Below are 21,960 nucleotides of genomic sequence, written 5' to 3' on the forward strand. Positions count from 1 at the left end.
CCCAGCAAAGCCTGCGGTGGTAGGCAACTATTAGAATAATAATATTGTCGGATCCTTCGGGCAAGACTTAGGCTGGTCATTGGTTGGCTGTAGCAGCCCAATTGCCGTTGGCAAGACCTGCTACAGGAATACAGTTTTTCTGGGAAGGCCTCAGCGAAGCATTTGAGAAGCCCAGGAACAGCTTTTATGTCCGGGAGCGCGTCAGGTGTCGGGTGTTCTGTTAATTAGAACCACAAGCGCTCATGGATCGAGTAAACATTGACAGCAAGCACAGCAGCGCGGGAGCCCAGTGGCTCGCGACGCATTTTTTCGCGAAATCTCAGGCTACTGGCAGCGTATTGCTTGCTTCGCCTGCGACTCGCTCAGCACTCCGAGGGAAACCGCCTTCCTGTTGGATTTCACTGGCGCGCAGCACAGTGGGGGGAGGTGAAACTACCTGAGCTGACCGGGGTCTGCTTTCATGGGCAATCGAAGATAGAAGGCACTTATGTAGAAGGCATTCGGGGTTGAAGCTCGGATATCTTGTTTCTTGATTGCACTAATAAATTCGATCGCCTGTACTAGCTATTTTTCCGGTCAGAATGCGGCGCGGATGCCGCCAGCAATACCCCAAATCTTCGATCGACCTTGACAAGATCGATCGACAACTTCTCCATATTTTGGTAAATGGTTAGCAGTTAATAGTTAGTGATTAGCAGTTAGTATAAATACAACTAACCATTAATAACTAACATCAACCGCCAACTAACTACTAGCAAAATAAGACTTACAGGACTTACACGCGGCGAGAAACTCGGTTTCTTCATGACTTCCGCGCTGACCAACCTCAGATTTTACCCGAACCCGGTTTCTTTTCGTAATAAGTTATAACTAGGTAAGGAGGGTGATGCTAGGAATCAAGCAGTTTTGACCATTGTTACTGTGGCAGTATTGGTTTAAAAAACTGACTGGCAAACACGATAGTACAAATTTTCAGACAAGATAGAACATCGAGAAATTAAGGAAACTCACTCAATTTTTTTATGAATTTCACTGAGCTTTTAAGTGCCGATGAACTTTTAACTAGACATAGAAACGGGGAACGAGATTTTCGAGGGGCTAACCTCATTGCAGCTCATTTGAGTGAAGCTAATCTCAGTAGAACAAATTTGAGCAGCGCTAATTTGAAAGGTGCCAACTTAATTAGAAGCAAACTGATTGGAGCTAATTTAAACGGCGCCGACTTGAGCGGGGCTAATTTGTCTAAGGCGAAATTAATTGAAGCTAACCTCGGGAGTTCTAGTTTAACTGGAACTGTGGCGATCGGAGCAGATTTTAGCGGAGCAAATCTCAGCGGAGCAATATTGTCTCAGGCTGACTTGAGCAAAGCTGTGATGACGGGAGCGAGTTTAGTAGGAGCTTGTTTGCTAAGCGGCTCGAAACTAACTGAGGCTAATTTGAGCGGGGCGACGCTGAGCCGAGCAATTATGAGCGGGGTTGATTTAAGCAGAGCAAATCTGACTAGAGCGATTCTCAGCGAGGTTGATTTGAACGGGGCGAACATGAGCGGAGCCACTCTAATTCGGGCTTATCTCAATCGCGGAAATCTCAGCGGTGTCAATTTGGTTGGGGCTTCTTTGAGCGAAGCAAGTCTGCGGGAGGCTTCTATTTGCGCTGCTAATTTGAGCGGTGCTGACTTGAGCGGTGCTGACTTGCAATCCGCTAATTTAAATGGCTCAAATTTGAGCGGTGCCCACTTGCAGGGAGCTAATTTGAGTAAAGCTAATTTAAATGGTTTGATTCTGCACAATGCTGATTTGAGGGGTGCGAATTTGAACAAAGCTTCTTTGCGGGGAGCTAATTTGAGCGGTGCGAATTTGTCGGGTGCTAGCTTGCTGGAAGCGGATTTGCGGGGGGCAAATTTGAGTCACGCCAATTTGTCGGGAGCGGGTTTGCTGCTGAGTTCTCTGACAGGGGCGAATTTGACAGGAACTAATTTGTCGGAGGCTAATTTGATTGGGGCGAGCTTGAATGTTGATAATTTGAATGAAGCAGCTTTGGGCGGGGCAATTTTGCCGAATGGAGCTACTCACAGCCGGGATTGATGAGTTGATTAAGAGAAAATAGTTTTGAGTTTTAAGTTAAAGAATCTTTAATTCAAAACTCAAAACTTTTAACAATAAAGAATTCAGGATTCAATAAGCTGTCGCGCATTTAAATTGTATATTCAGGGCGGGCGGGACACCCCACAAGACTTGAAATTTTTTTGACATACAATTTAAATGCCGCAACAGCTTAGTCATAATTCAGGTGTGATAAGCTGTTGTGCATTTAAATTGTATATTTCGAGTCCCGATCAAAAATCGTCAAATCCTCTCCCCCTCTCCCCTTCACCCCCTCTCCCTCTCTAATACCATAGGCAATCTAGATGCAACACAGCTTATCAATTCCGGTTACACCGGAATGATGGGGAGTCGTCCGTTGGGAGTCGTCCGTCGGGGAATATGGAATTATTGACCTTGACTCGATCGTGCCCATGCAACCGGAAACGATATGAGGGGCGGGTTTATCTAGATTGTTGGTGGGAGTTAGATATTGTTGGTAAAACCCGCCCCTACAAAATCCGGGTAAAGGTAGGGGCGGGTTTAACTAACAATAATTGACGATCGCCGACAATCTATTAAAATTTGGAGTCAGCGATGCAGTTACCTTAGCGTTTCCTTAGCAATGTCACGATTGCTTTGACTAACTCATTCGGTTCGACAGGTTTTGCAAGATGACGTTGAAAGCCAGCAGCAAGAGCTTGTTTCTGATTAAAGTCTCCAGCATAAGCAGTCAGGGCGATCGCCGGAATTTGCCCGCCCTGCTCTGGTGGTAGAGCTCTCACTTGCCGCACTAGCATATAGCCATCCAGATCTGGCATTCCGATGTCGCACAGGAGGATATCGAAGGGTGTGGTTGAGAGCAGTTGCAGTGCCTCGCTCGCAGACCCAAGGGCAGTCACTTTGGCTCCGGCTTGTTCCGCTACAAACGCCACAAACTCGCGTGAATCCGGTTCATCATCCACAACCAACACGCGCACAGAGGCCAGGTGAAGATCGTCCCATCGAGCTTCAGTTGTATCGGCAACTTCTTCAACCGGATTCGCGGTATGCAAGAGGGGAAGTTCAACGGTGAAGCTGGCTCCCTGTCCTTCACCCCTACTCTCCACCCAAATTTTGCCGCCGTGCAGTTCCACAATTTGACGCGCAATCGCCAGCCCCAATCCCAAACCCCCAAATTTACGAGTTATGGCTCCATCCTCTTGCCGAAAATGCTCAAACACATAAGGCAGAAACTCAGGATTGATGCCTTTTCCTGTATCGGTGACAAGAATCTGGGCATAAGTTCCAGTTTGGGTTAACCTAACGCTAATTTGCCCGCCTTGAGGGGTGAATTTCACGGCATTGGATAAAAGATTCCAGATTACTTGCTGCAAACGCCCGGAATCGCCAATTAGCATTCCGATGCCGGGTGAAAAGGTTGTTTCAATTTGCAGCGACTTGGCTTCGGCTGCTAGTCGAACGGTTTCCAAGGCGGCCGAGATCACCATATTCAAATCAACGGACATCCGATTCAAACTCAGTTTGCCGCTCAGAATGCGGGAGGTGTCGAGCAGGTCATCAATCAGTTGTGACTGGAGTAGGGCGTTGCGTTCGATCGAGGCAAGGGCGCTAGCCGTTTTTGCAGCGCCCAGTTTGTTTAGCTGCAACAGCTTCGACCAGCCGAGAATCGGATTGAGCGGCGATCGCAACTCGTGAGACAGCACCGCCAAAAACTCATCTTTGATGCGGTTGGCGGTTTCGGCAGCTTCTCGTGCCGCTTGCTCTTGTTGCAAAAGCTTCTCGCGTTCAGCTTCGGCTTGCTTGCGATCGGTGATGTCGCGCGTTACACCGGCTACCATTTCCACAGCACCCTCTGCATCAAAAACGGGCACAAAAATATACTCGTAAGCTCTGGTACCGAACGCGCTGGTGTATGGCGTTTCATCCTTAAGCGGTTGGCGCGTCTGAATCACTTTCTGAATCTGATTGTGCAGTTTGACAGCTAAATCCACTGGGTAATCTAATTGAAAAAAGTTTTTGCCGATGGCTTCAGCGAAGGATTTTTGCCAAAGGTCGAGCAACGGCTTGTTGATATCGATGAACCGCCCGGACAAATCGAACGTATAAATAAAGTCCGGCACCGAAGACTTAAACGCGTTGAACTTTTGCAGTTGCCGTTCGAGTTCGGCGGACGTTTGGCGCAGGACTGCTTCGGCTTGAATTCGATCGGTGACATTCTTGAAATAAACGGTGATTCCATTTGCGGCAGGGTAGGGGCGGACTTCGTACCAACGATCGTGGTCGGGATAAAACGCCGTCAGTGACGCAGGCACGCGATCGCGCATGGCGCTCCAGTAGATCGGCTCAAACTCGCTACCAATCAGTCCTGGGTATTCTTCCCATAAATTCTTGCCAATCAAATCACCCGGAGTGCGATCGAGCAATGTTTCGGCAAATTGATTGACGTAGGTCAACCGCCAGTTTTCATCCGCGGCAAAGAATGCTTCACCAATGCTCTCTAGAATATTCCGGCTTTGCCCCTCGGTTTCACGCAAGGCTGCTTCCGCCCGTTTGCGATCGGTGATATCCATCACTATTCCTAACAACCGAGTCGGCGTAGCACTGGAGTCACAATAAACACTGCTGCGTACCCAAATCCAATGCACGCTTCGATCGGGGTGGATGATTCGACATTCAAAGTTCCAGTTGGTATTGCCCCAGAGGGTTTCTTGAAACTTCTCATTCACAGAGGCGCGATCGTCGGGATGAACGTGGGTTAAGAAAATGTCGTAGTTCCATTCCGGCAGCAGCGACTCATAGCCAAAGATTTGATCGTGTCTGAGCGATCGATGAGCAGTGTAAGGCAGCGTCGCGAGCTCGAGATCCCAATCGCCAATTTGGGAGGCATCTAACATAAATCGCAGCCGCGCCTCACTCTCGCGCAGTGTCGCCTGAGCCTGCTTGCGAGGGGTGATGTCAACGGCAGCGCCGTAAATTACTTGTTCTTCTGGGTACCCCTGGGCATTCCAGATAAGCCAGCGGTAGGACCCATCTTTGTGCCGGTAACGGTTTTCAAACCTAAAGGTTTCGTTACCGGAGAACAGACTGTCGGTTTCTGCAATGGAGGTGCCCAGGTCGTCCGGGTGGACAAACTCTGTCCAGGGGCGGGATGTCATTTCGTCTGGTGTCCAGCCGAGGGTTCGTTCAAAGGTTGGGCTGACCCAGTGGAAATACCCGTTTATGCCCGCAATCACTTGCAAATCTGAACCGACGGCAAGAAACCGTTCCCGTTCCTGCTCAATTTTTTTGCGATCGTTGATATCCCGGAAGAAAAGAGACAGCCCAGTCGGTGAAGGATAAACGTGAACCTCAACCCACAAATCAAACGGAGCATAATATTCTTCAAAGTCCACCGCGATTTGCTCGCTGAGAGCTCGGCGATACTGGAATTCAAACTGATTGCCGATCGTGCCTGGGAATGCTTCCCACATCGTTTTGCCCAGCATTGCTTCTAGGGGAGTTCGCGACACTCGCTGTGCGGCTTCATTAGCGTAGGTAAAGCGAAAGTCGAGATCCATTGCCATAAACGCATCGGTTACGCGCCCCAGAATGGTTCGCTCTCGCACAGTGGCTTCCTGCCGCAGCCGTGCCAGCTTCAAACTTGCTTCTACCCTTGCCAGCAGTTCGCGCGCCGAGAACGGTTTAATCAGATAGTCGTCGGCTCCGGCTGCGAGTCCTTCAATACGCGCTTCTTCGCCCGCGCGGGCTGATAAGAGAACGATCGGAATGTCTTGGGTTGCGGGATTGGAACGCAGCGATCGCAACAACTCAAACCCATTCATCCCCGGCATCATCACATCTGTCAATACCAAATCGGGTGGATTCTTCTCAATGGCAGTCAATGCGGCAAGGCCATCGGCGACGGTTTGAACAATATAAGAACCGCTCAGGAGTCGTCGAATATAATCGCGCATATCAGCGTTATCATCGGCCAGGAGAATTTGAGATTTTAGATTTTGGATTTTAGATTGAGCGGGTTGATTGACGAGTTCATTAGTGGATGGAGCCATGCTCCATTCTTCTAATCTAAAATCGCCATTCTCAGGCAACCACCGTTGAGCTTCTTCGACATAGGGCATCGACCCTAACGCCGTTGATGCTAACGTGCGGCTGGCGCCAATGCGCTCCGGCTGCAGATGAGCTGTTCCAGTGGGAATTGTCACCGTAAAGCAACTGCCCTGCCCAAAAGTGCTGCTGACACCGATCGCTCCCCCATGTAGTTTGACGAGTTCTTGGACCAGCGACAGCCCTATGCCGGAGCCTTCAAAACTCCGGCCTTGCGAGTTTTTGATTCGATGAAATCGTTCAAATAAATGCGGCAGTTCTTCGGACGGAATACCGATTCCTGTATCTGCAACAGTTAATTTAACACAATTTTCGACGCACTGCAATCGAACAGTAATTGTCCCTGCTAAGGTAAACTTAAAAGCATTTGATAATAGATTGAGTACGATTTTTTCCCACATTTCGCGATCGACATAAATCGCTTCTGGCAAGGTTTGACAGTCAACAATTAGCGACATTCCCACCCGTTCAATCAGCGATCGAAAGGTACTGGCAAGTTCCGCCGTATAGGTTGCCAAATCTACAGGTTCATAAGCTGCTTGCACTCGACCTGCTTCGATGCGTGAGAAATCCAGCAAGCTATTGACGAGTTTGAGCAGCCGCATTCCATTGCGCTGCACCAGTAGTAATTGTTCGCGTTCTTGAGGTGGAATTGTTCCATCCAGGTTGGCGATCGTTTCTTCCAAGGGCGACAGCATTAAGGTGAGCGGCGTGCGGAATTCGTGAGACACATTGCTAAAAAACGCGGTTTTGGCGCGGTCTAACTCAGCTAATGCTTCGGCGCGTTTGCGTTCTGCTTCATAGGCTTGGGCGTTGGCGATCGCTGTTGTCACCTGCCCTGCCATCAAGTCAAAAAAACCTTTGTAATCATCATCAAACGTTCTAAGCGGACTCACTCCAGCAATCAGGAACCCGAAGGTTTCTCCCGATCGGGCTAGCGGTAGAACTACCGCTTGATGAGGAGATTGGGACCAGGCGCCGCCGGGTAAAAGCCCAAATTGCGCCTCCAAATCTTCAATGATTTTGCTTTCGCCCGTCTCCATGACAAGCTTAAATTGCCACTGGCACTTTTGGGCGGATGTAAGCTCGATCGCCTCACAAGAGGCAAGGGTTCCGGCTGCTAACCTTGTTGTACCCGCGAGTCGTGCGATCTCGCTTTCGCCATCGAGTAGATAAAACAGCGCAAACGGGATGTCACAGGCGTTATTGGTCAATACGGTGGCGGAAATCTCGCAAGCTGCTTCTTGCGTCTTGGCCGTGACTGTTTCTGCTGCTAATTCGCGCAGCGTTGCCAAGCGGCGATCGCTCAAAACGCGCTGAGTGTCCTCGCTACAGGCGCAGAAAACGCCCCCCACTGGGCCATCATCATTCGCCACCGGACTGTAGGAAAAGGTAAAGTAGGTTTCCTCTGTATACCCGTTGCGCTCCATTACCAGAAGCAATTCTTGATTCCACGTCGATTGTCCCTGGTTCAAAACCGCTTCTGCTTGCGGCCCTAGCGTGTCCCAGATTTCAGCCCATACCCGTGAGGCAGGCTGACCTAGTGCTTGCGGATGTCGCTTGCCGAGGATAGGAATGTAAGCATCGTTATAAAACTTGGTCATCTGCTGTCCCCACCAGACGAACATGGGGTAGCGAGAGCCTAAGATGATGCGAATCGCGGTTTTCAAGCTTTGAGGCCAGGTTTCAACGGCACCAAGGGCGGAAAGCGACCAATCGTGCGATCGCATCAGCATCGCCATCTCGCTATTTCCTGCAAAAATCTGTTCAACGAGTTGAGACTGCTGGATCATGCGCTTGTCTTTCCATTGGGCCCACACAAACGGGCAACGATACTATCTCGGCTTACCGGGCGGGTTTAGCTAGATGACGCCAGAAACCCAGCGGCGATCGCCGGTTGCTGGTCAACTTCTCCAGCATAGGCTGCCAGAGCGAGCGCCGGAATCTGCCCGCCGGGCGATCGTCTAGGATCTGTCGAATTTTACGCATGAGAGCATAGCCGTCCATCTTTAGCGTTTCGATATCATATCAATTCCGCCACAGCCGGAACGATCGAGCTTTGGTTTTTTTGCAGCCAATGGAAACAAGAGATCGCTATTAATCAAAGAAGCTTGTTTGAGAAGAACAACGCAGGGCTAAAATAACATTTCTTCCATTAGTGACCTCTGCCTGTGAGACAGCTCGGCCCCACCATATCGCCAGCGGTTGATGATGGGTACTTCTGGTAATCTTCATCTTTCTTTGTGAAACATACTTGCAAAATTTTGGACATGGTGCTAGTGTAAGAAGGTTTGAGACATTATGAGTTAGAGGTAAAACCCCGCAGAATGAAACAATTGGGAACCCATCTGGTCGCTGATGCTTGGCAGTCTCCTGGAGACCTGCTCAACGATCCTGAACGTATCCGCCGCGCCATACTCGATGCGATCGAAGCCGGAGGAGCTACTCTCATCGATTTGTGCGTACACCAGTTTAGTCCTCACGGAGTGACGGCTACTGCTACTTTGGCCGAGTCTCATATAGCAATCCATACTTGGCCTGAACACGGTTATTTTGCCGCAGACTTATTTTTCTGCGGAGCCGGCGACCCTCACCGAGCCATGAAGGTGCTACAGACAGCTTTGGAAGCTAAACAGGTAAAACTCACTGAGTTCACGCGCGGTTTCGAGCCAGGGGTGGGCATCGTAGGTTCTGCTTGTGAAGAGCAGTATGCGCCTCGTTCAGTAGAAACGAGTGCCGCCAGAGGATGATGGCCAATTAGCGTAACTTTGAACATTTTATGCTAGGTTTTGTTTAAAATCCCACGGCTCGAACCGTGGGATTCTTGTTGGAATTTACTTTTTCATTAATAAAGGGCGGACAACTAAATAACCTGCGCCGAAAGCTGCAATGACAATCAGAAAAATCGCGATGGCCAACCACAATCCGCTTAAGTCTGAGGCTTTTTTGGGTTTAGAACGCAAACGGTAAGGAATTTCCGGCACCTCTGTAAATAATTGTTCTGGAAGTGGCTGCGGCATCGAGGCGGCTGTTGGCTCCGGTTCCGGTAGGGGGAAAGGGAAGGCTACTGTCTGAGGGGCGGGGGGTGCTTGAGGTAAGGCAGAGTTAGTCTGTGAGGTTGCAGGTGCTGGGGACTCCGGTTCCACACTGAAATTGAATTTGACTGACGGCATTTGAGGCATCCCTGTCTGGGTGACGCTCTGAGCCGAGTTGACTACTTGCTGTAGCTGTTGCGATACTTGAACTACTGTTTCTACTTCTCGCCGCAGTTGTTGATTTTGTTGGACTAATTGCTGATTGTGGGTTTTGAGGGAGTCGAGCATCGCTTGGGCTGCTTGCAGCTCGGCCGTGACTTCTCGATAGAGAGAAATCGGTACCGATGGAGAGTAAGTATTTGAGTTTTCAGGGGAAGTATTGTCAGGTAAGGTAGTATTTTGCATAATTGTAGATGGCGAGGGTGAACTTTTTTAGTTTAGCCTGAGAGTATTTGCAATTAGATCGATCGCAACACAATTTGTCAAGATATTTGTTACAGATATTTATAGTAAATTTAATTAAATGTTACAACTTTTTTGTCGATCGCTATGAACAACTACGCAGCCGAAGAAACTATGTCCCAAAACTCAAGCACCGAGGAAATGAAATACGGCGAACGCCAGATTTTGGAGGGGGAGTTAATTACTTTCCCAAATCCGCGAGTCGGGCGGCGCTACTCGATTAACATTACTTTGCCGGAGTTTACTTGCAAGTGTCCGTTTTCTGGCTATCCGGATTTTGCGACAATTCACGTTACTTACGTACCCGACGAGCGGGTGGTAGAGTTGAAGGCGCTCAAACTGTATATTAACAGTTATCGCGATCGCTACATTTCTCACGAAGAATCGATCAATCAAATTTTAGACGATTTTGTGGCGGCTTGCGCGCCCCTAGAAGCGACGATTAAGGGCGATTTTTCGCCGCGGGGGAACGTGCACACGGTGATTGAGGTGCGGCACCAGCAGTAGCAGGTATAGCCCTATCAAATTAGAATTTTTAACCTCACTCACAGAAACCGGGTTTTTTGTTCGTTATCGTAGGGTGGGCAGCGTTAGCTTTGAGAGAATTAAGTTGAGCTAGAGCGTGTCACTTGCCCACCATATCATCCGAGCGGGCTAAAATAAGTATTGTAGAAGCGATTTAAAGTTAGAACAATGCAATCTCCTCTAAGCTCTAGAACTGGAAGAATTGGTATAGCTGGCACACAACTAATTTTTGAAGACTTAGGCTGTATTTTTCGCGAACAACCGATAGAAGATTATGGTATCGATGCCCATGTTGAATTTATTGAAAAAGAGCAAGCAACAGGAAAGCTAATTGCCTTGCAAATCAAATCAGGAGATAGCTGGTTTAAAGAAAAGAATGGGAATAATATCATTTTTCGTGGCAATAACGAGCATTTAGAATATTGGCAAAATCACTCTCTACCTGTGATTGTTGTCTTGTATAAACACAGTGAGAGGACTGCCTATTGGCAAGCTGTCAACAATAATACTGTTCAAAGAACTAAACAAGGGTGGAAATTATTAATACCGCTGGATCGAAAAGTCAACTTTCAGGCTCTCGAACAACTCAAAAAGTTGAGCCAAAAAATAATTTCTCCTCGTGAATATACGGAATTATCTTTACAGGATAAGAGTCATGGCCAAGCAAAAAGATATGCTGCGCACATACTTTTGAACCGAGAATTCACGAAGGATGATATTATTCAAGTTATCAAAGACCTTACTAATAAATTAAAAAACAGAGAATATTATATAAACAAACAACGTGAAGAAAGATGGCGCAACACAGAAGCTCATGTAATCTGGATTTATTTGTATTTGTCGCCAGAAGATTGCCACAGAGCAAATTGGATTTGCATGACTCAATGGATTAGTAAAAAATTATCTCCTGCCCCCATACAGCTAGATGGAGAAACAATTGATGGAGATATAGTTGTAAAATGGAATGAAGACTGTCAAGAAAGATCTAGGATAAGCAGATTGTATGAGTTACCGAAGGAAAATTTCTTAGATTTAATGATGAAACTTGCAGATCCAATTAGGGAGATTGTCACTCAGATCGAAAATGTAATCAATCAATATAACTCAGGAGAAATAGATGAGGCAAGATACATGAGTTTGATGTCAAGTTTTGAGTCACAAGTCACAAAACTTTATTTTGAGGCAACTGATATAGGTTCAGCACCTATAGAATGTAGAGATCTGAGTCAGCAATTTCAAAACTTGGCAGCAATTACCCATAACCTTGTTTTACCATTTTCCGATCGTGGCTTAAAAACTTGGGACAAAGCAGCGAGAAAATACATAGTGCCGATGTATTTGAGGGATTATCATAAAGAGTTACAGAAATTCGATTTCGAGTTAGAAAAAATAAATTAGTCTTGTAGGATGCATAACACAAAGCTACGCATCGGCGATCGGTGTGTCATAATTTCACTATATAGCCTTTCTCAGTAGCATAATTTGTAAGGTGGGCATTGCCCACCCTATCATTAGTTTTGATTAGCTAAAGAAGTCTCAGTAATCGCACTTTTTTCCTGTGCTGTTTTCGATTCTGCCAACTTGTCCAGAATCTCCACAACTTCTCTTTCAAAAATCACCTGAGCGCGATTCGTGCGCCCGCCGACGTATAGTTTGCCGTCTGTTTCCAAAGCCCAAATTTGCGAGTGAGACAGATAGCTCATCAGCACGCTGAGCATCAGCAACCCGAAGCCAGTATAAACGATCGGAATACCCGGATCGGCTTTAATTTGCAATCCCGTACTGCCTACAACTTCGTCAATTGCCAGCATCACTCCGTTAACTTCAACCGCTGTGCCGGCGCGAACTGTAGTTAACAATTTGCCATCGGTACCGTACACTAACATCGTGCCTTGCAAGTCTTTTGCTAGCAGAGAAACTCCTGCACTCAAATCGGGTTTTGTCGGAATCCAAGATCCCCAAATTCTGCCTTTACCTTGAGTGTCTAACAAAGCCATGGGCAATTGTAAAACCGGGCTTTTGTTGAGGCGAACTCGCACGGCGGCTATTGCCCAATCGGCTTGATAAAAAGTGACTCCCCGGTATCTGAGGGGCTCGTTAACGTGAATGGTTTTGCGATCGACCTCTTGGCCTGTTTTGTCCAAAACTGACAGGTCAGAGTAAAATTGGTCGATCGCCCCGCTCGGACTATAATCGATCCAGAACCGATTAACTCGCATCGACCAATCCTTCGGTATTTGCGGCCGGGCCCAAGGCCCCGCATCCAGGATATTCTGCACCTGAAATGTTTCGCCGCTGGGAACAATTTCTTGAGCGAGAAACCCCGTCATCGCGCCCCACATCGATCCAGCTAAAATAATTAGCATACTGGCGTGAACAATAATCGGGCCGATTTTGCCAATTATTCCCTTGCGAGCATAAACTTTTTCTCCTTCTCGAAATATGCGGTAGTTTTTTTGCTGCAAAAGTTGTTCTAACGAAGTTAAACCAACTGTTTCTAATTCCGCACTGAGAGCTAATTTTTCAAACTGCTTTGGTTCTTCATAAAATTTCCAGCGGCGCGCGGCTTTTAATGCGGGAAATTGTCGGGTAAATGTACAAGCTGTTAAGCTGCTGCCGAACAAAATTAGGATTGACAAAAACCACCAAGTGCGGTATACGTGGTCTAGTCCTGCAATTATCACAACTTTCCAAGTTAAGAAGCCGAACAAAGCCGGGTGTTCTGGATAGTTAGATTGGTAAAAGGGTACTGATTGGCCTTGTTCGATAACAGTGCCGGAAATGCTGAAAAATGCGATCGCCAGCAGCAAGATAATTGCCAGCCGCAAATCTGCTAGCATCGGCAAGATTTCTCGCTTGAAAAACCTTTGAGGGGCAGTCGCCCAGCTTGAGAGTTTTGAGAGAAATAAGTCTTTTGATGTCATTGGTAATTATGAAGAAAGAAGGAAGAAGGAAGAAGGAAGAAGGAAGAAGGAAGAAGGAAGAAAGAGGAGGGAACAACAAAAGATGAAGAAAATATTATTATTTTTTAGAGTAAGTCTAAATCAATTTTGAAGTCTTTCTCTTTTCTTTCTTCCTTCGTGTTCTTCGCGTCTTCGCGGTTCGTAAAAAAACTTAATTCACGCATTCAGTAGTAATTGCTATATCTCTAAATAAGGACTGAAGTCCTGACAACGAAACTTACGCGGGAAGTATCCGGGAAATCAGGGATAAAACGCCAAATCCTACTAGCAAAACGCCACTAACAGGCGTAATCCAACTCGACCACCGGCGCAATTCTAACAACTTTTTAATGCTGGCAGTAAAAGTACCTGCTATTATTAGCGGAGCGACGTACCCAGCAGCGTAAAACAGCAGCAACACACCACCTAAAACTGTATCTCCCGTTTTGGAAACCCAAGCTAAGAGTGTAGCTAAAACCGGCGTGCTGCACGGAGACGCTACTAAACCAAAAGTTAAGCCCAATAAGTACGATCGCACCCCTGCAGGCACATCTTTCGGAACCCACCCCACAGAGTCGAAAGAGGGCATTTGCAAGGGTAAAGCTTCGAGTAAATTCAGCCCCATTAGAATAGCAATAATGCTGACAACAATCGGCAAACCCAGCCCAATTTTGCCGTAAACTTGTCCGGCAAATGATGCTACAATACCTAAACCCGCAAGGGTTGTCGCCAATCCCAGGGAAAACCACGCCGACTGGGCGGCGGCTTGCAGGCGGCTTTTTGCTTCGTATCCGCCGATGTAGCCGATCGTGATCGGCAACATTGAAAGCATACAGGGCGTTAAGCTCGTTAGCAACCCTGCCAGAAAGATGACTCCGACGCTGACTAAACTGAGGTGTGTCAGTTGAGTATTTACTAAATTATTAGCAAATTGTGCGAGTTCGTAAAGTTTGGTTTGCAGGGTTTCCATCAGTCGATTTTAGATTTTAGATTTTAGATTTTAGATTTTAGATTGACTCCACAGTCGATTGGAGATTTTAGATTTTAGAATTGACTACACGGAGTAATCTGGGAGTTTAAACTAAATATCTATTTTTTTTGCTCTCCACCGTCGATTTTAGATTAAAGAATTGACTCTACAGATGAATCTGGCAGCTTAAACTAAATATCTAATTTTTTTGCTCTTCACGAGAGGAGTCGGGCGCTTGTATCTCGGTAGCCAGTGAGTTCAGGCTCAGTGCTGTTCTGGGTATGTTGAAAATTGTAACAGATTCGCGCAGGTTAGGTTTGAGATTTAATATTTTAGCGAGATTGACTGGTTGGGAGTTTAAAGGTAGATGGCACCCCGGTTTAAATTGATATCTTGACAAAATCTTCCACAAGCTGTTTGCAACGGGCGGAGCCTATTACACCAGATAATTCATTGATTGCGAAACTGGCCCGAAAGCCTGTTAGTGACATTAATTCAGACAGAATTGAATTTAACTTTAATTTAAAAGTTAAAGCCAATTTCTTCATTAATTGAGCCGTCTGGCATTATTGCCCCTGTCAGCACTGCACCTCTGAGATTTGCTCCCGTTAAAATAGCGCCTTCTAAATTAGCGTTGCTCAAATTTGTGACTTGTTTGGAACCTCTGAAAAAGAAGCTTTGCAAGTCAGCACCTGTCAAATTAGTGTGCGCCAAATTAGCATATTGCAAGTCAGCACCGTGCAGCGTCGCATCAGTTAAATTAGCTTGGGCGAGATTGCTTCCCCAAAGTCGAGAATCTAACAAATTAGCATCTTGTAAATTGGCGCGACTCAGATTTGCCAAAGTCAGATTAGCATCCCACAATCTCGTGGACTTGAAATTAGCTTCGGTCAAATTGGCTCGACTGAGATCCGTGCCCAAAATATCAGCATTTGCTAAATTAGCGCCGCTGAGGTCGGCGTCAGAAAGGTCAGCATTTTTTAAATTAGCACCAGACAAATTCGCGCCGGACAATTTAGCGCCGCTCAAATTGGCTTCTTGGAGATTAGCTCCCCGCAAATCGACAGCGATCAAATCGCACTGCTTCCACAGAAAGCTGACGCACCAATTATCTTTTAAGAGCTGATTCAAATCCTCCGTATTCGCTGCCATTACAGGAGGAGTTAAGTAGAGAGCGAACAGGACGATCGCCAACACTGCCGCGAAGAAAGTTTTCAATGTCAGAACTCTTTTCATTGACACTAATTTGCACAATAGATTTTTGATGTATAATCAAAGCATAGCAAACAACCTGCAACTTTCCTCCGCAATTTCACTTAAAAATATTAGTTAAATGTTCATCGGGGGTTGGCGCAGGCACCAACTTAACTCGGGCAGTCTTAGACGCGCTGTGAGCTCGAAACCCGGTTGCTTCACAGATGCCTCGCCCCAAACTAAGATTTTTCCTTAAAACCGGAAGAGGGCCACAAGTTCGATCTACCCTCCAGCCTGTGCAATATCCCTAATATCTCTACCGCGTAACACTGGGGGCGGGCAGTTGCTGACGATGCCGCAGGGCTTACCTCCAAACAATCCCGGTAGGAACTTATCAATATGGTTCGGAAGAAACCCCCCACATAGCCTGAAAACCTTATATTTAGCTGGTTGTAGGCGCAATTTTTCTTAATTGTTGCGATCGCCCTCACTAACTAAGCCCAACTTTCATCACACAAGTCAAGGCCACAGTATCACCAAATCTCATCAAACTTATCACATTCCTGAGAGTACGGATATCACCGTCAATAGCTTGAAGTATAGAGGAAGATAACAGCATACAGTTGAGTACCACTTCTCCCATGCCTACTATTCCCCTTCTCCCCAGCCAATTAGTTGTCACAACTATTTTCAATTCGATCGAATCTTTGAGATTCCCTAATATTGTAGGCAAAGTATTTTCGGGCGAGCAAGCTGAATCCCGACAACAGGCAAATTTAAAAGCTAGGACCCAAAAATTTTACACTCAGGGTTTAAAAAATCTCGAACAACAAGACTTGCACGGTGCGATTAACAATTTTACTGCCACAATTAACATTAATCCGCAATTCGCGCCAGCTTACAACGATCGCGGTGTGGCCCGCTACAAATTAGGCTACAAACAATCGGCGCTCGAAGATTTAACTACGGCCATCGAACTCAATCCTTACCGAGCCAAGTATTACAGCAATCGGGGGTTTATGCTGACTCGTTTAAAACATTATACTGCGGCGATCGCGGATTACAACTCGGCACTGCTGCTCAACCCCAATTTAGCCCAAGCTTACTTTAACCGAGGTTCTATCCGCCTGCAAATGGAAAATTCCCTGGCAGCACTCGCTGACTTTGAGTCAGCAATTCGCCTCGATCGCGATTTTGCTAAAGCTTACTTCAACCGAGGAGTGATTAGATATAAATTGAGAGAGGTTCAGGGAGCATTTGAGGATTTTCAGAAGGCGGCAGGGCTTTTTAAGCTGCAGGGGCAAATAGATTGTTATCGAGAAGCGGTTTCTAAAATTAGACAGCTATGGTATTAGTTGAATTTGGCAATAGAGAATAGGGAATAGGGAATGGGCCATTGATAATCAGGTAAGGTGCACCGAATAGCACCCTACCCCTATAATTATTGCGTGAGTCTTGTTAAAGTTAGCCAACTCTAAAGGCGGCGTCTCCGGAGGGCAAGTTATCGACAAGGAAAGGACCGGGAGAGTTAATTGCAAAAGCAGCATTTTGAACAGCAGCAGGGGCGGCATTTTGAACGACAGCCAAAGTCACTCCTCCAAATTGAATGAGTGTGTTGCTGCCTGATTGGGTGAAGGAGGTGTTGGATAAATTGCTGGTTAAGCCAAGGCGATCGCCCTCGGACGGCCTAAAATCAACAATTATATCGCTCGCCGCCTCCAAAGCCAGATTTTCGCCTGTGCTCGGAACAAAAGCATCTGCACCTGCGCCACCAGTGAGAGTATCGCTGCCAGTATCGCCAACCAAAAAATCGTTACCATCGCCGCCGGTTAAAATATCGTTTCCTGGGCCGCCTCGCAAAAAGTCGTTACCAACATCGTCATTTATAGTATCGTCGCCGAGATTTCCGTTGATAATATCGTCGCCAACACCTCCGCTAATAGAGTCGTTACCTTTGCCGCCTCTGAGAAAGTCGTCCCCCGCTTCCCCCGAGAGGGTATCGTTGCCTTGGCTGCCATTAATTGCATCATCCGTCGGTGAACCGACGATCCCATCGTTGCTGCTACCTGCCACTACACCGCTGGGATTTTGCTGAGAGTCTTGGGAAGTAACTTGATAGTTATTGGGGGTGTTTGGCAATCTGAGCGATCCCAAAGATAGATTTACGAAATTGGTAGCATTGATTAAAGCGTTGAGCGCATTAACATCGCTAACTATGCTAGAAACCCGGCTGGGGACAATACCTTGAACGACTTTTGCGGTCGAAATGCGATCGCCCTCTTGCACCGCATTCACCGTTTCAAAACCTTGAATTACGTTGCCAAAAACAGCATAATTGCCGTTTAAAAACGGCAATTCGTCTAAAGCAAAATAAAACTGCGAAGAAGCCGAATTCAAAGCATTAGAACGAGCCATTGCCACGGCCCCGCGATTGTGCTGCAACTGCGGCGTCTGGGTTACAACTTGGTTGTAAACTGGTTCCGCGGCCCCTTGCGGCTTAATTTCCAAAGGAATAAAACGGCCCTGATTGGTATCCGGGTCAATAAAATTACCCGTTCCCAATTGACTTGCGGGAATTGTCGTATCTCTGCTGCGCGGATCGCCTCCTTGCACCACAAAAGGATCGGGCTCGCGCACAACTCGGTGAAACATCACCCCGTCGTAAACGCCGCGTTCAACTAAGTCAACAAAATTGCCAGCGGTAATAGGCGCATTAGTGCCATCGACTTCGATCGTAACGGGTAGACCGTTAATTACCTGAACCACTATAGCTTTGCCTTGTAACGGGAGTGCAGCGCTCATAGATGCTATTTGAGTGAGTGATATTTTGGTTTTAGGAACAATCCACAAATTGCCCCTACCCATTTAATCAGAAAACTGTACACTTGTGTTACGTAGAGTTATACTTCTAAATTTATGATCTCGCGCCGCCAGTTGCTTAGCACTTTATTGGCAATTTGTCTAGCTTTTCTAAGTTTCAATTTTGCCGCACCTGCATTTGCCCTCGGCGGCAAGCTTCCGCAGGTGAATCAAGCCGCACCGGATTTTAGTTTGCCGACAAACAGCGGCGACGGACAAGTGTCTCTGTCCGATTTTCGCGGTAAGTGGCTGGTAGTCTATTTTTATCCGAAAGACTTGACCTCGGGATGTACGATCGAAGCCCGTCGATTTCAGCAAGACTTGCCGAAATACTTGGCAAAGAATACTCAAATTATCGGCATTAGCGCTGATGATGTCAACTCCCACGCGGAATTTTGCGAGTCCGAAGGTTTGAAGTTTCCGCTGTTAGCTGATACTGACGGTAAAGTGAGTAAAGCTTACGGTTCTTGGATGAGTTTTATCTCGGCGCGACACAGTTTTATTATTGACCCTGAAGGCGTTTTGCGGGAAACTTTTGTGAAGGTGAATCCGGCGATTCATTCTAAAGAAGTGTTTGCCCGGTTGCAGGAATTGCAGGCTAACGGGTAATAGGTGCGATCGCATAACCTCAATCAAATAGGTTTGTAGTGAGGACGGTCGTACTCACTACAAACGTTATCAGGGTTATTTTACGAAGATGTCTGGTAATACCCAATCCGGCTTTAATACCCTCTTTATTCTTTAGTTTCTAAGAGCTAGGACGAAAGTTTGTGTAGGATCTGTTCCTACCGCCGAGTTTTATCTAAAATCTCAAATCGAGGGTGAGAATTAAACTTGCTATTGACTGCAACAGGATCGGAAGAAGATTCAGGCTAGGAAAATTTTCTATTTCTGCTAGCAAGGCGGCGTTCCGGGTCAATTCCCTCGAAGGTTGGCGGCAACCAAACTCGGACTACCAACAACACTCCCAAAACTAGCAAAAATACGCCTGTTGATAATATTTGAACCCAGGGAGTTTCCAGCACTCCCCGCACTATGACTTCTCGCAAAACTGATACAATACAAACTTCCACAGCTACGCCGATCGAAACTCTTTTTTCTTGCAAGTAAATAATTAGCAACCGAAATAATTCCACTAAAACTAATAGAAATAAAATATCGGCAGTGACTTGCTTGAAATTCAAAGGAGGTAGCAGCGAGAAGAACATTTCTCGCAGTTCTAGCACCATGAAACAAAACAAACCAATACATAGGGAAATTACAATTAAGTCTTGGACTGTTTCCAGAGCGGTGACGATTAATTGCAGATTAAACCATTGAGGGGGGTTACTCGACGAGTTGTTTAAAGGCTTTTCCATTGACAGCTCCTGCAACTTGTTTGACTTTCTTACAGCTTAATTGAACTTAGGTTAATCTTTGACAATTTACAGGTTTAATCTCTTTATCAGTCTCATAAAATTTCGATCGGTTGACAATTTCACACACACTTTTATTTGCCTCCCAGGTGGCTTGACATTTAGTGATAGTTTATGCTAGCTGAAGCCTGCAATAAGTAGCTTTGATATCTAAAAAATAGAAGTCTGAATGCTGAAATGCCGCAACTGCTATAAAATATAAAACTTGTAAAGAATTATTTACCACAGCTTGATAAACTCAAGCTAGCGAATCTCGGCTTTAATCATACAAAAGCCGGAAAGTTAACCCAAAAACCAAAAGTAATCCAGAGAGGATTGAACACAATGGCATTTGAACTCGCACCATTACCCTTCGCCCCTGACGCCCTGGAGTCAGGTCATATGTCGGCCGACACGTTTTCGTTCCACCACGACAAGCACCACGCTGCTTACGTGACCAATCTGAATAAACTGATTGAAGGTACCGAACTTGCCAGCAAATCCCTTGAAGAAATTGTCAAGGAATCCTCGAAAGATCCATCCAAAGCCGGCATTTTCAACAATGCAGGTCAAGTTTGGAACCACAATTTTTTCTGGAATTCCCTCGCACCGGGCGGCGGTGGCGCTCCGACAGGAGCTTTAGCTGAGAAAATCAACGCCGACTTCGGCAGCTTCGACAAATTCAAAGAAGAATTCAAGACTGCTGCGACAACTCAGTTCGGTAGTGGCTGGGCTTGGCTAGTTTTAGACAACGGCACTTTGAAAGTTACCAAAACAGCTAACGCTGACACCCCGATAGCACACGGCCAAACTCCGTTGCTGACTTTGGATGTGTGGGAACACGCTTATTATTTGGATTTCCAAAACCGCCGCCCCGACTACATTACTAATTTCTTGGATAATTTGGCTAACTGGGATTTCGCAGCAGCAAATTTGGCTGCGGCTTAGTAGCATCTTAGTTTGAGGACTAAAGTCCTCACTACAAACCTATAAAGTTTGTAGTGAGGATTTTAGTTGTGATGAATGAGAATTATTTAACCAAACTTGCTATTAGCAAACAAAAACCGCTTTCAACATTCCTTCGCCTCGGTCTGATTGGAGTTCAAATCCTAGTTTTTGACAGACGCTGTGCATCTTGTAGTTGCTATTGACAATGTAGCCAACGATCGCCTCTAATTTCTCTTCCTGACAAATTTGCAGCATCCGCCTCAATAATTCTGTTCCTAAACCGCGCGGATGATAGCTATCGCTAACGATGGGGCAAATTCGGCTTCGTTTGTGCCGTGGAGTTTGCTCAGACGCGCTACTGCCCAAATCCGGTGTTCTGGGGTTTCCGGGTCTTGACGATCGCCAATAGCATCGCCCAAAATATCGATCGGGTGGTGATGGCGGTCAACCTCGGTTGTGGTAGCTGGGGCGATAATTCCATTTCTGTCAGCGTGACACCCCATCACCTGCTGAATATCAAAACCGTAGCAGATCGGCGCGAGAATATGCTCTGGTTCCCCATTCCTCCAAAGATTTATTTTAAGTCGGGTTGTCGAACTGTAGCTTTGAGGGTTGAGCAGCGGTCGATCGAGTGTTAACTTGAGTTTAATCGGCGCGGTGCAATAGATTTCTCCTCAAAAGCCTGTCAATGGCGGGCAGGATGCCTAACCCCATTGGTGTCAACTTAACGTCAAACCCAGTCACAGACTGTTGTTTTACGATTAGGGCCATCTCCCCCTAGCCCCCCTTAAAAAGGGGGGACAAGAGTCCGATATTTCGTCGCCCTTTTTAAGGGGGATTTAGGGGGATCTAGACTCAGGTAAAAGCGAGATTTCTCAGGGGTTTTAGGCGATTGTTGACACTAATGGCCTAACCCCAACTCCCCACAATAGTTTCTGGAGAAGTCTAACGCAGGGCCAGGCGGTGAAAATAAACCCCGAAGCGGATCAAAATACCAAGTAGGGGTTAAAAAATTCTGAAATTGTGTTATAATTTTATCGGTAACTCTTTCACGAATTTTGTAGTTTCAGTGGCTGTTCGCGCGATGACCTCTTCACCAACCATAGCACCCGTTCGATCGAGTCAAGTTACCCGCAAACCTTATCCCAACTATCGGGTAATAGTTCTCAACGACGATTTCAACACATTTCAGCACGTTGTGGAATGTTTGACGAAATACATTCCAGGGATGACGAGCGATCGAGCTTGGAAACTCGCCAACCAAATCCACCACGAAGGCCAGGCCACCGTCTGGGTTGGCCCGCAAGAGCAAGCAGAACTTTATCATATGCAATTGAGCCGTGCTGGACTGACAATGGCTCCGCTAGAGTCTACATAAAAATTTGTAGAGTTGAAGGCAAGTTTCAAGTTTCGTTAACTTAATTTGAAATCTGCCACAAAGGC

Annotated in this window: 17 protein-coding genes; 8 read left to right on the forward strand and 9 right to left on the reverse strand. The window is 46.5% G+C overall.

Features of this window, described 5'->3' with window-relative positions:
* Window positions 1-1,022 precede the first annotated feature (1,022 nt).
* Window positions 1,023-2,084 carry a pentapeptide repeat-containing protein gene (locus QUB61_RS05645; protein ID WP_333124759.1) on the forward strand — a complete coding sequence of 354 codons (1,062 nt, stop codon included), beginning with the start codon at window positions 1,023-1,025 and terminating at the stop codon, window positions 2,082-2,084.
* A gap of 605 nt (window positions 2,085-2,689) precedes the next feature.
* On the opposite strand, the gene QUB61_RS05650 is transcribed toward QUB61_RS05645, so the two are convergent.
* Window positions 2,690-7,981, reverse strand: a complete 5,292-nt coding sequence (locus QUB61_RS05650) for an ATP-binding protein (RefSeq protein ID WP_333124762.1) — start codon at window positions 7,979-7,981, stop codon at window positions 2,690-2,692.
* Between the two features lie 534 nt (window positions 7,982-8,515).
* Between QUB61_RS05650 and speD the strand changes: the two genes are divergently transcribed.
* A complete protein-coding gene (gene speD, locus QUB61_RS05655) occupies window positions 8,516-8,938 on the forward strand; it encodes an adenosylmethionine decarboxylase (protein ID WP_006633984.1) in 423 nt (140 codons plus the stop codon).
* 84 nt (window positions 8,939-9,022) lie between these two features.
* Here speD and QUB61_RS05660 read toward each other — a convergent pair whose 3' ends face one another.
* Window positions 9,023-9,628 (reverse strand): hypothetical protein, encoded by a 606-nt coding sequence (locus QUB61_RS05660; RefSeq protein ID WP_333124765.1) that lies wholly within the window; start codon window positions 9,626-9,628, stop codon window positions 9,023-9,025.
* Window positions 9,629-9,772: 144 nt separating this feature from the next.
* Here QUB61_RS05660 and queF point away from each other — a divergent pair, with 144 nt between their 5' ends.
* Both queF and QUB61_RS05670 read left to right on the forward strand, forming a co-directional pair.
* The gene (queF, locus tag QUB61_RS05665) at window positions 9,773-10,192 is read left to right on the forward strand and encodes a preQ(1) synthase (RefSeq protein WP_333124768.1); all 420 of its coding nucleotides are present in this window, start codon (window positions 9,773-9,775) and stop codon (window positions 10,190-10,192) included.
* A gap of 186 nt (window positions 10,193-10,378) precedes the next feature.
* The gene (locus tag QUB61_RS05670; RefSeq protein WP_333124770.1) at window positions 10,379-11,608 is read left to right on the forward strand and encodes a DUF4365 domain-containing protein; all 1,230 of its coding nucleotides are present in this window, start codon (window positions 10,379-10,381) and stop codon (window positions 11,606-11,608) included.
* Window positions 11,609-11,721: 113 nt separating this feature from the next.
* Here the strand turns inward: QUB61_RS05670 and QUB61_RS05675 are convergent, their stop codons facing one another.
* The 3 genes from QUB61_RS05675 to QUB61_RS05685 form a co-directional block, all read right to left on the reverse strand.
* Entirely contained in the window at window positions 11,722-13,134 is a 1,413-nt protein-coding gene (locus QUB61_RS05675; protein ID WP_333124773.1) for a cytochrome c biogenesis protein, read from the reverse strand.
* Window positions 13,135-13,390: 256 nt separating this feature from the next.
* Window positions 13,391-14,122 (reverse strand): cytochrome c biogenesis protein CcdA, encoded by a 732-nt coding sequence (locus QUB61_RS05680; protein WP_445300186.1) that lies wholly within the window; start codon window positions 14,120-14,122, stop codon window positions 13,391-13,393.
* Window positions 14,123-14,644: 522 nt separating this feature from the next.
* Window positions 14,645-15,358 carry a pentapeptide repeat-containing protein gene (locus QUB61_RS05685; RefSeq protein ID WP_333124775.1) on the reverse strand — a complete coding sequence of 238 codons (714 nt, stop codon included), beginning with the start codon at window positions 15,356-15,358 and terminating at the stop codon, window positions 14,645-14,647.
* Between the two features lie 599 nt (window positions 15,359-15,957).
* Here QUB61_RS05685 and QUB61_RS05690 point away from each other — a divergent pair.
* Window positions 15,958-16,671: a tetratricopeptide repeat protein gene (locus tag QUB61_RS05690; RefSeq protein ID WP_333124778.1), complete on the forward strand. Its 714-nt coding sequence runs from the start codon at window positions 15,958-15,960 to the stop codon at window positions 16,669-16,671.
* A 109-nt stretch (window positions 16,672-16,780) separates the two neighbouring features.
* Here QUB61_RS05690 and QUB61_RS05695 read toward each other — a convergent pair whose 3' ends face one another.
* On the reverse strand, window positions 16,781-18,118 hold the full coding sequence (locus tag QUB61_RS05695; protein ID WP_333124781.1) for a peptidylprolyl isomerase: 1,338 nt from the start codon (window positions 18,116-18,118) through the stop codon (window positions 16,781-16,783).
* 114 nt (window positions 18,119-18,232) lie between these two features.
* On the opposite strand from QUB61_RS05695, the gene QUB61_RS05700 reads away from it, so the two are divergent.
* Window positions 18,233-18,784 carry a peroxiredoxin gene (locus QUB61_RS05700; RefSeq protein WP_333124785.1) on the forward strand — a complete coding sequence of 184 codons (552 nt, stop codon included), beginning with the start codon at window positions 18,233-18,235 and terminating at the stop codon, window positions 18,782-18,784.
* 263 nt (window positions 18,785-19,047) lie between these two features.
* On the opposite strand, the gene QUB61_RS05705 is transcribed toward QUB61_RS05700, so the two are convergent.
* Window positions 19,048-19,533: a phosphate-starvation-inducible PsiE family protein gene (locus tag QUB61_RS05705; protein WP_333124787.1), complete on the reverse strand. Its 486-nt coding sequence runs from the start codon at window positions 19,531-19,533 to the stop codon at window positions 19,048-19,050.
* 381 nt (window positions 19,534-19,914) lie between these two features.
* On the opposite strand from QUB61_RS05705, the gene QUB61_RS05710 reads away from it, so the two are divergent.
* On the forward strand, window positions 19,915-20,517 hold the full coding sequence (locus QUB61_RS05710; protein ID WP_333124790.1) for a superoxide dismutase: 603 nt from the start codon (window positions 19,915-19,917) through the stop codon (window positions 20,515-20,517).
* A 102-nt stretch (window positions 20,518-20,619) separates the two neighbouring features.
* Here the strand turns inward: QUB61_RS05710 and QUB61_RS05715 are convergent, their stop codons facing one another.
* Entirely contained in the window at window positions 20,620-20,772 is a 153-nt protein-coding gene (locus QUB61_RS05715) for a hypothetical protein (protein WP_333124793.1), read from the reverse strand.
* A 20-nt stretch (window positions 20,773-20,792) separates the two neighbouring features.
* Window positions 20,793-21,023: a hypothetical protein gene (locus QUB61_RS05720; protein WP_333124960.1), complete on the reverse strand. Its 231-nt coding sequence runs from the start codon at window positions 21,021-21,023 to the stop codon at window positions 20,793-20,795.
* A 578-nt stretch (window positions 21,024-21,601) separates the two neighbouring features.
* Between QUB61_RS05720 and clpS the strand changes: the two genes are divergently transcribed.
* A complete protein-coding gene (gene clpS / locus QUB61_RS05730; protein ID WP_172185659.1) occupies window positions 21,602-21,895 on the forward strand; it encodes an ATP-dependent Clp protease adapter ClpS in 294 nt (97 codons plus the stop codon).
* Window positions 21,896-21,960: the final 65 nt, after the last annotated feature.

The sequence above is a fragment of the Microcoleus sp. C2D2 genome, assembly GCF_036702495.1.
Lineage (GTDB): Bacteria > Cyanobacteriota > Cyanobacteriia > Cyanobacteriales > Microcoleaceae > Microcoleus.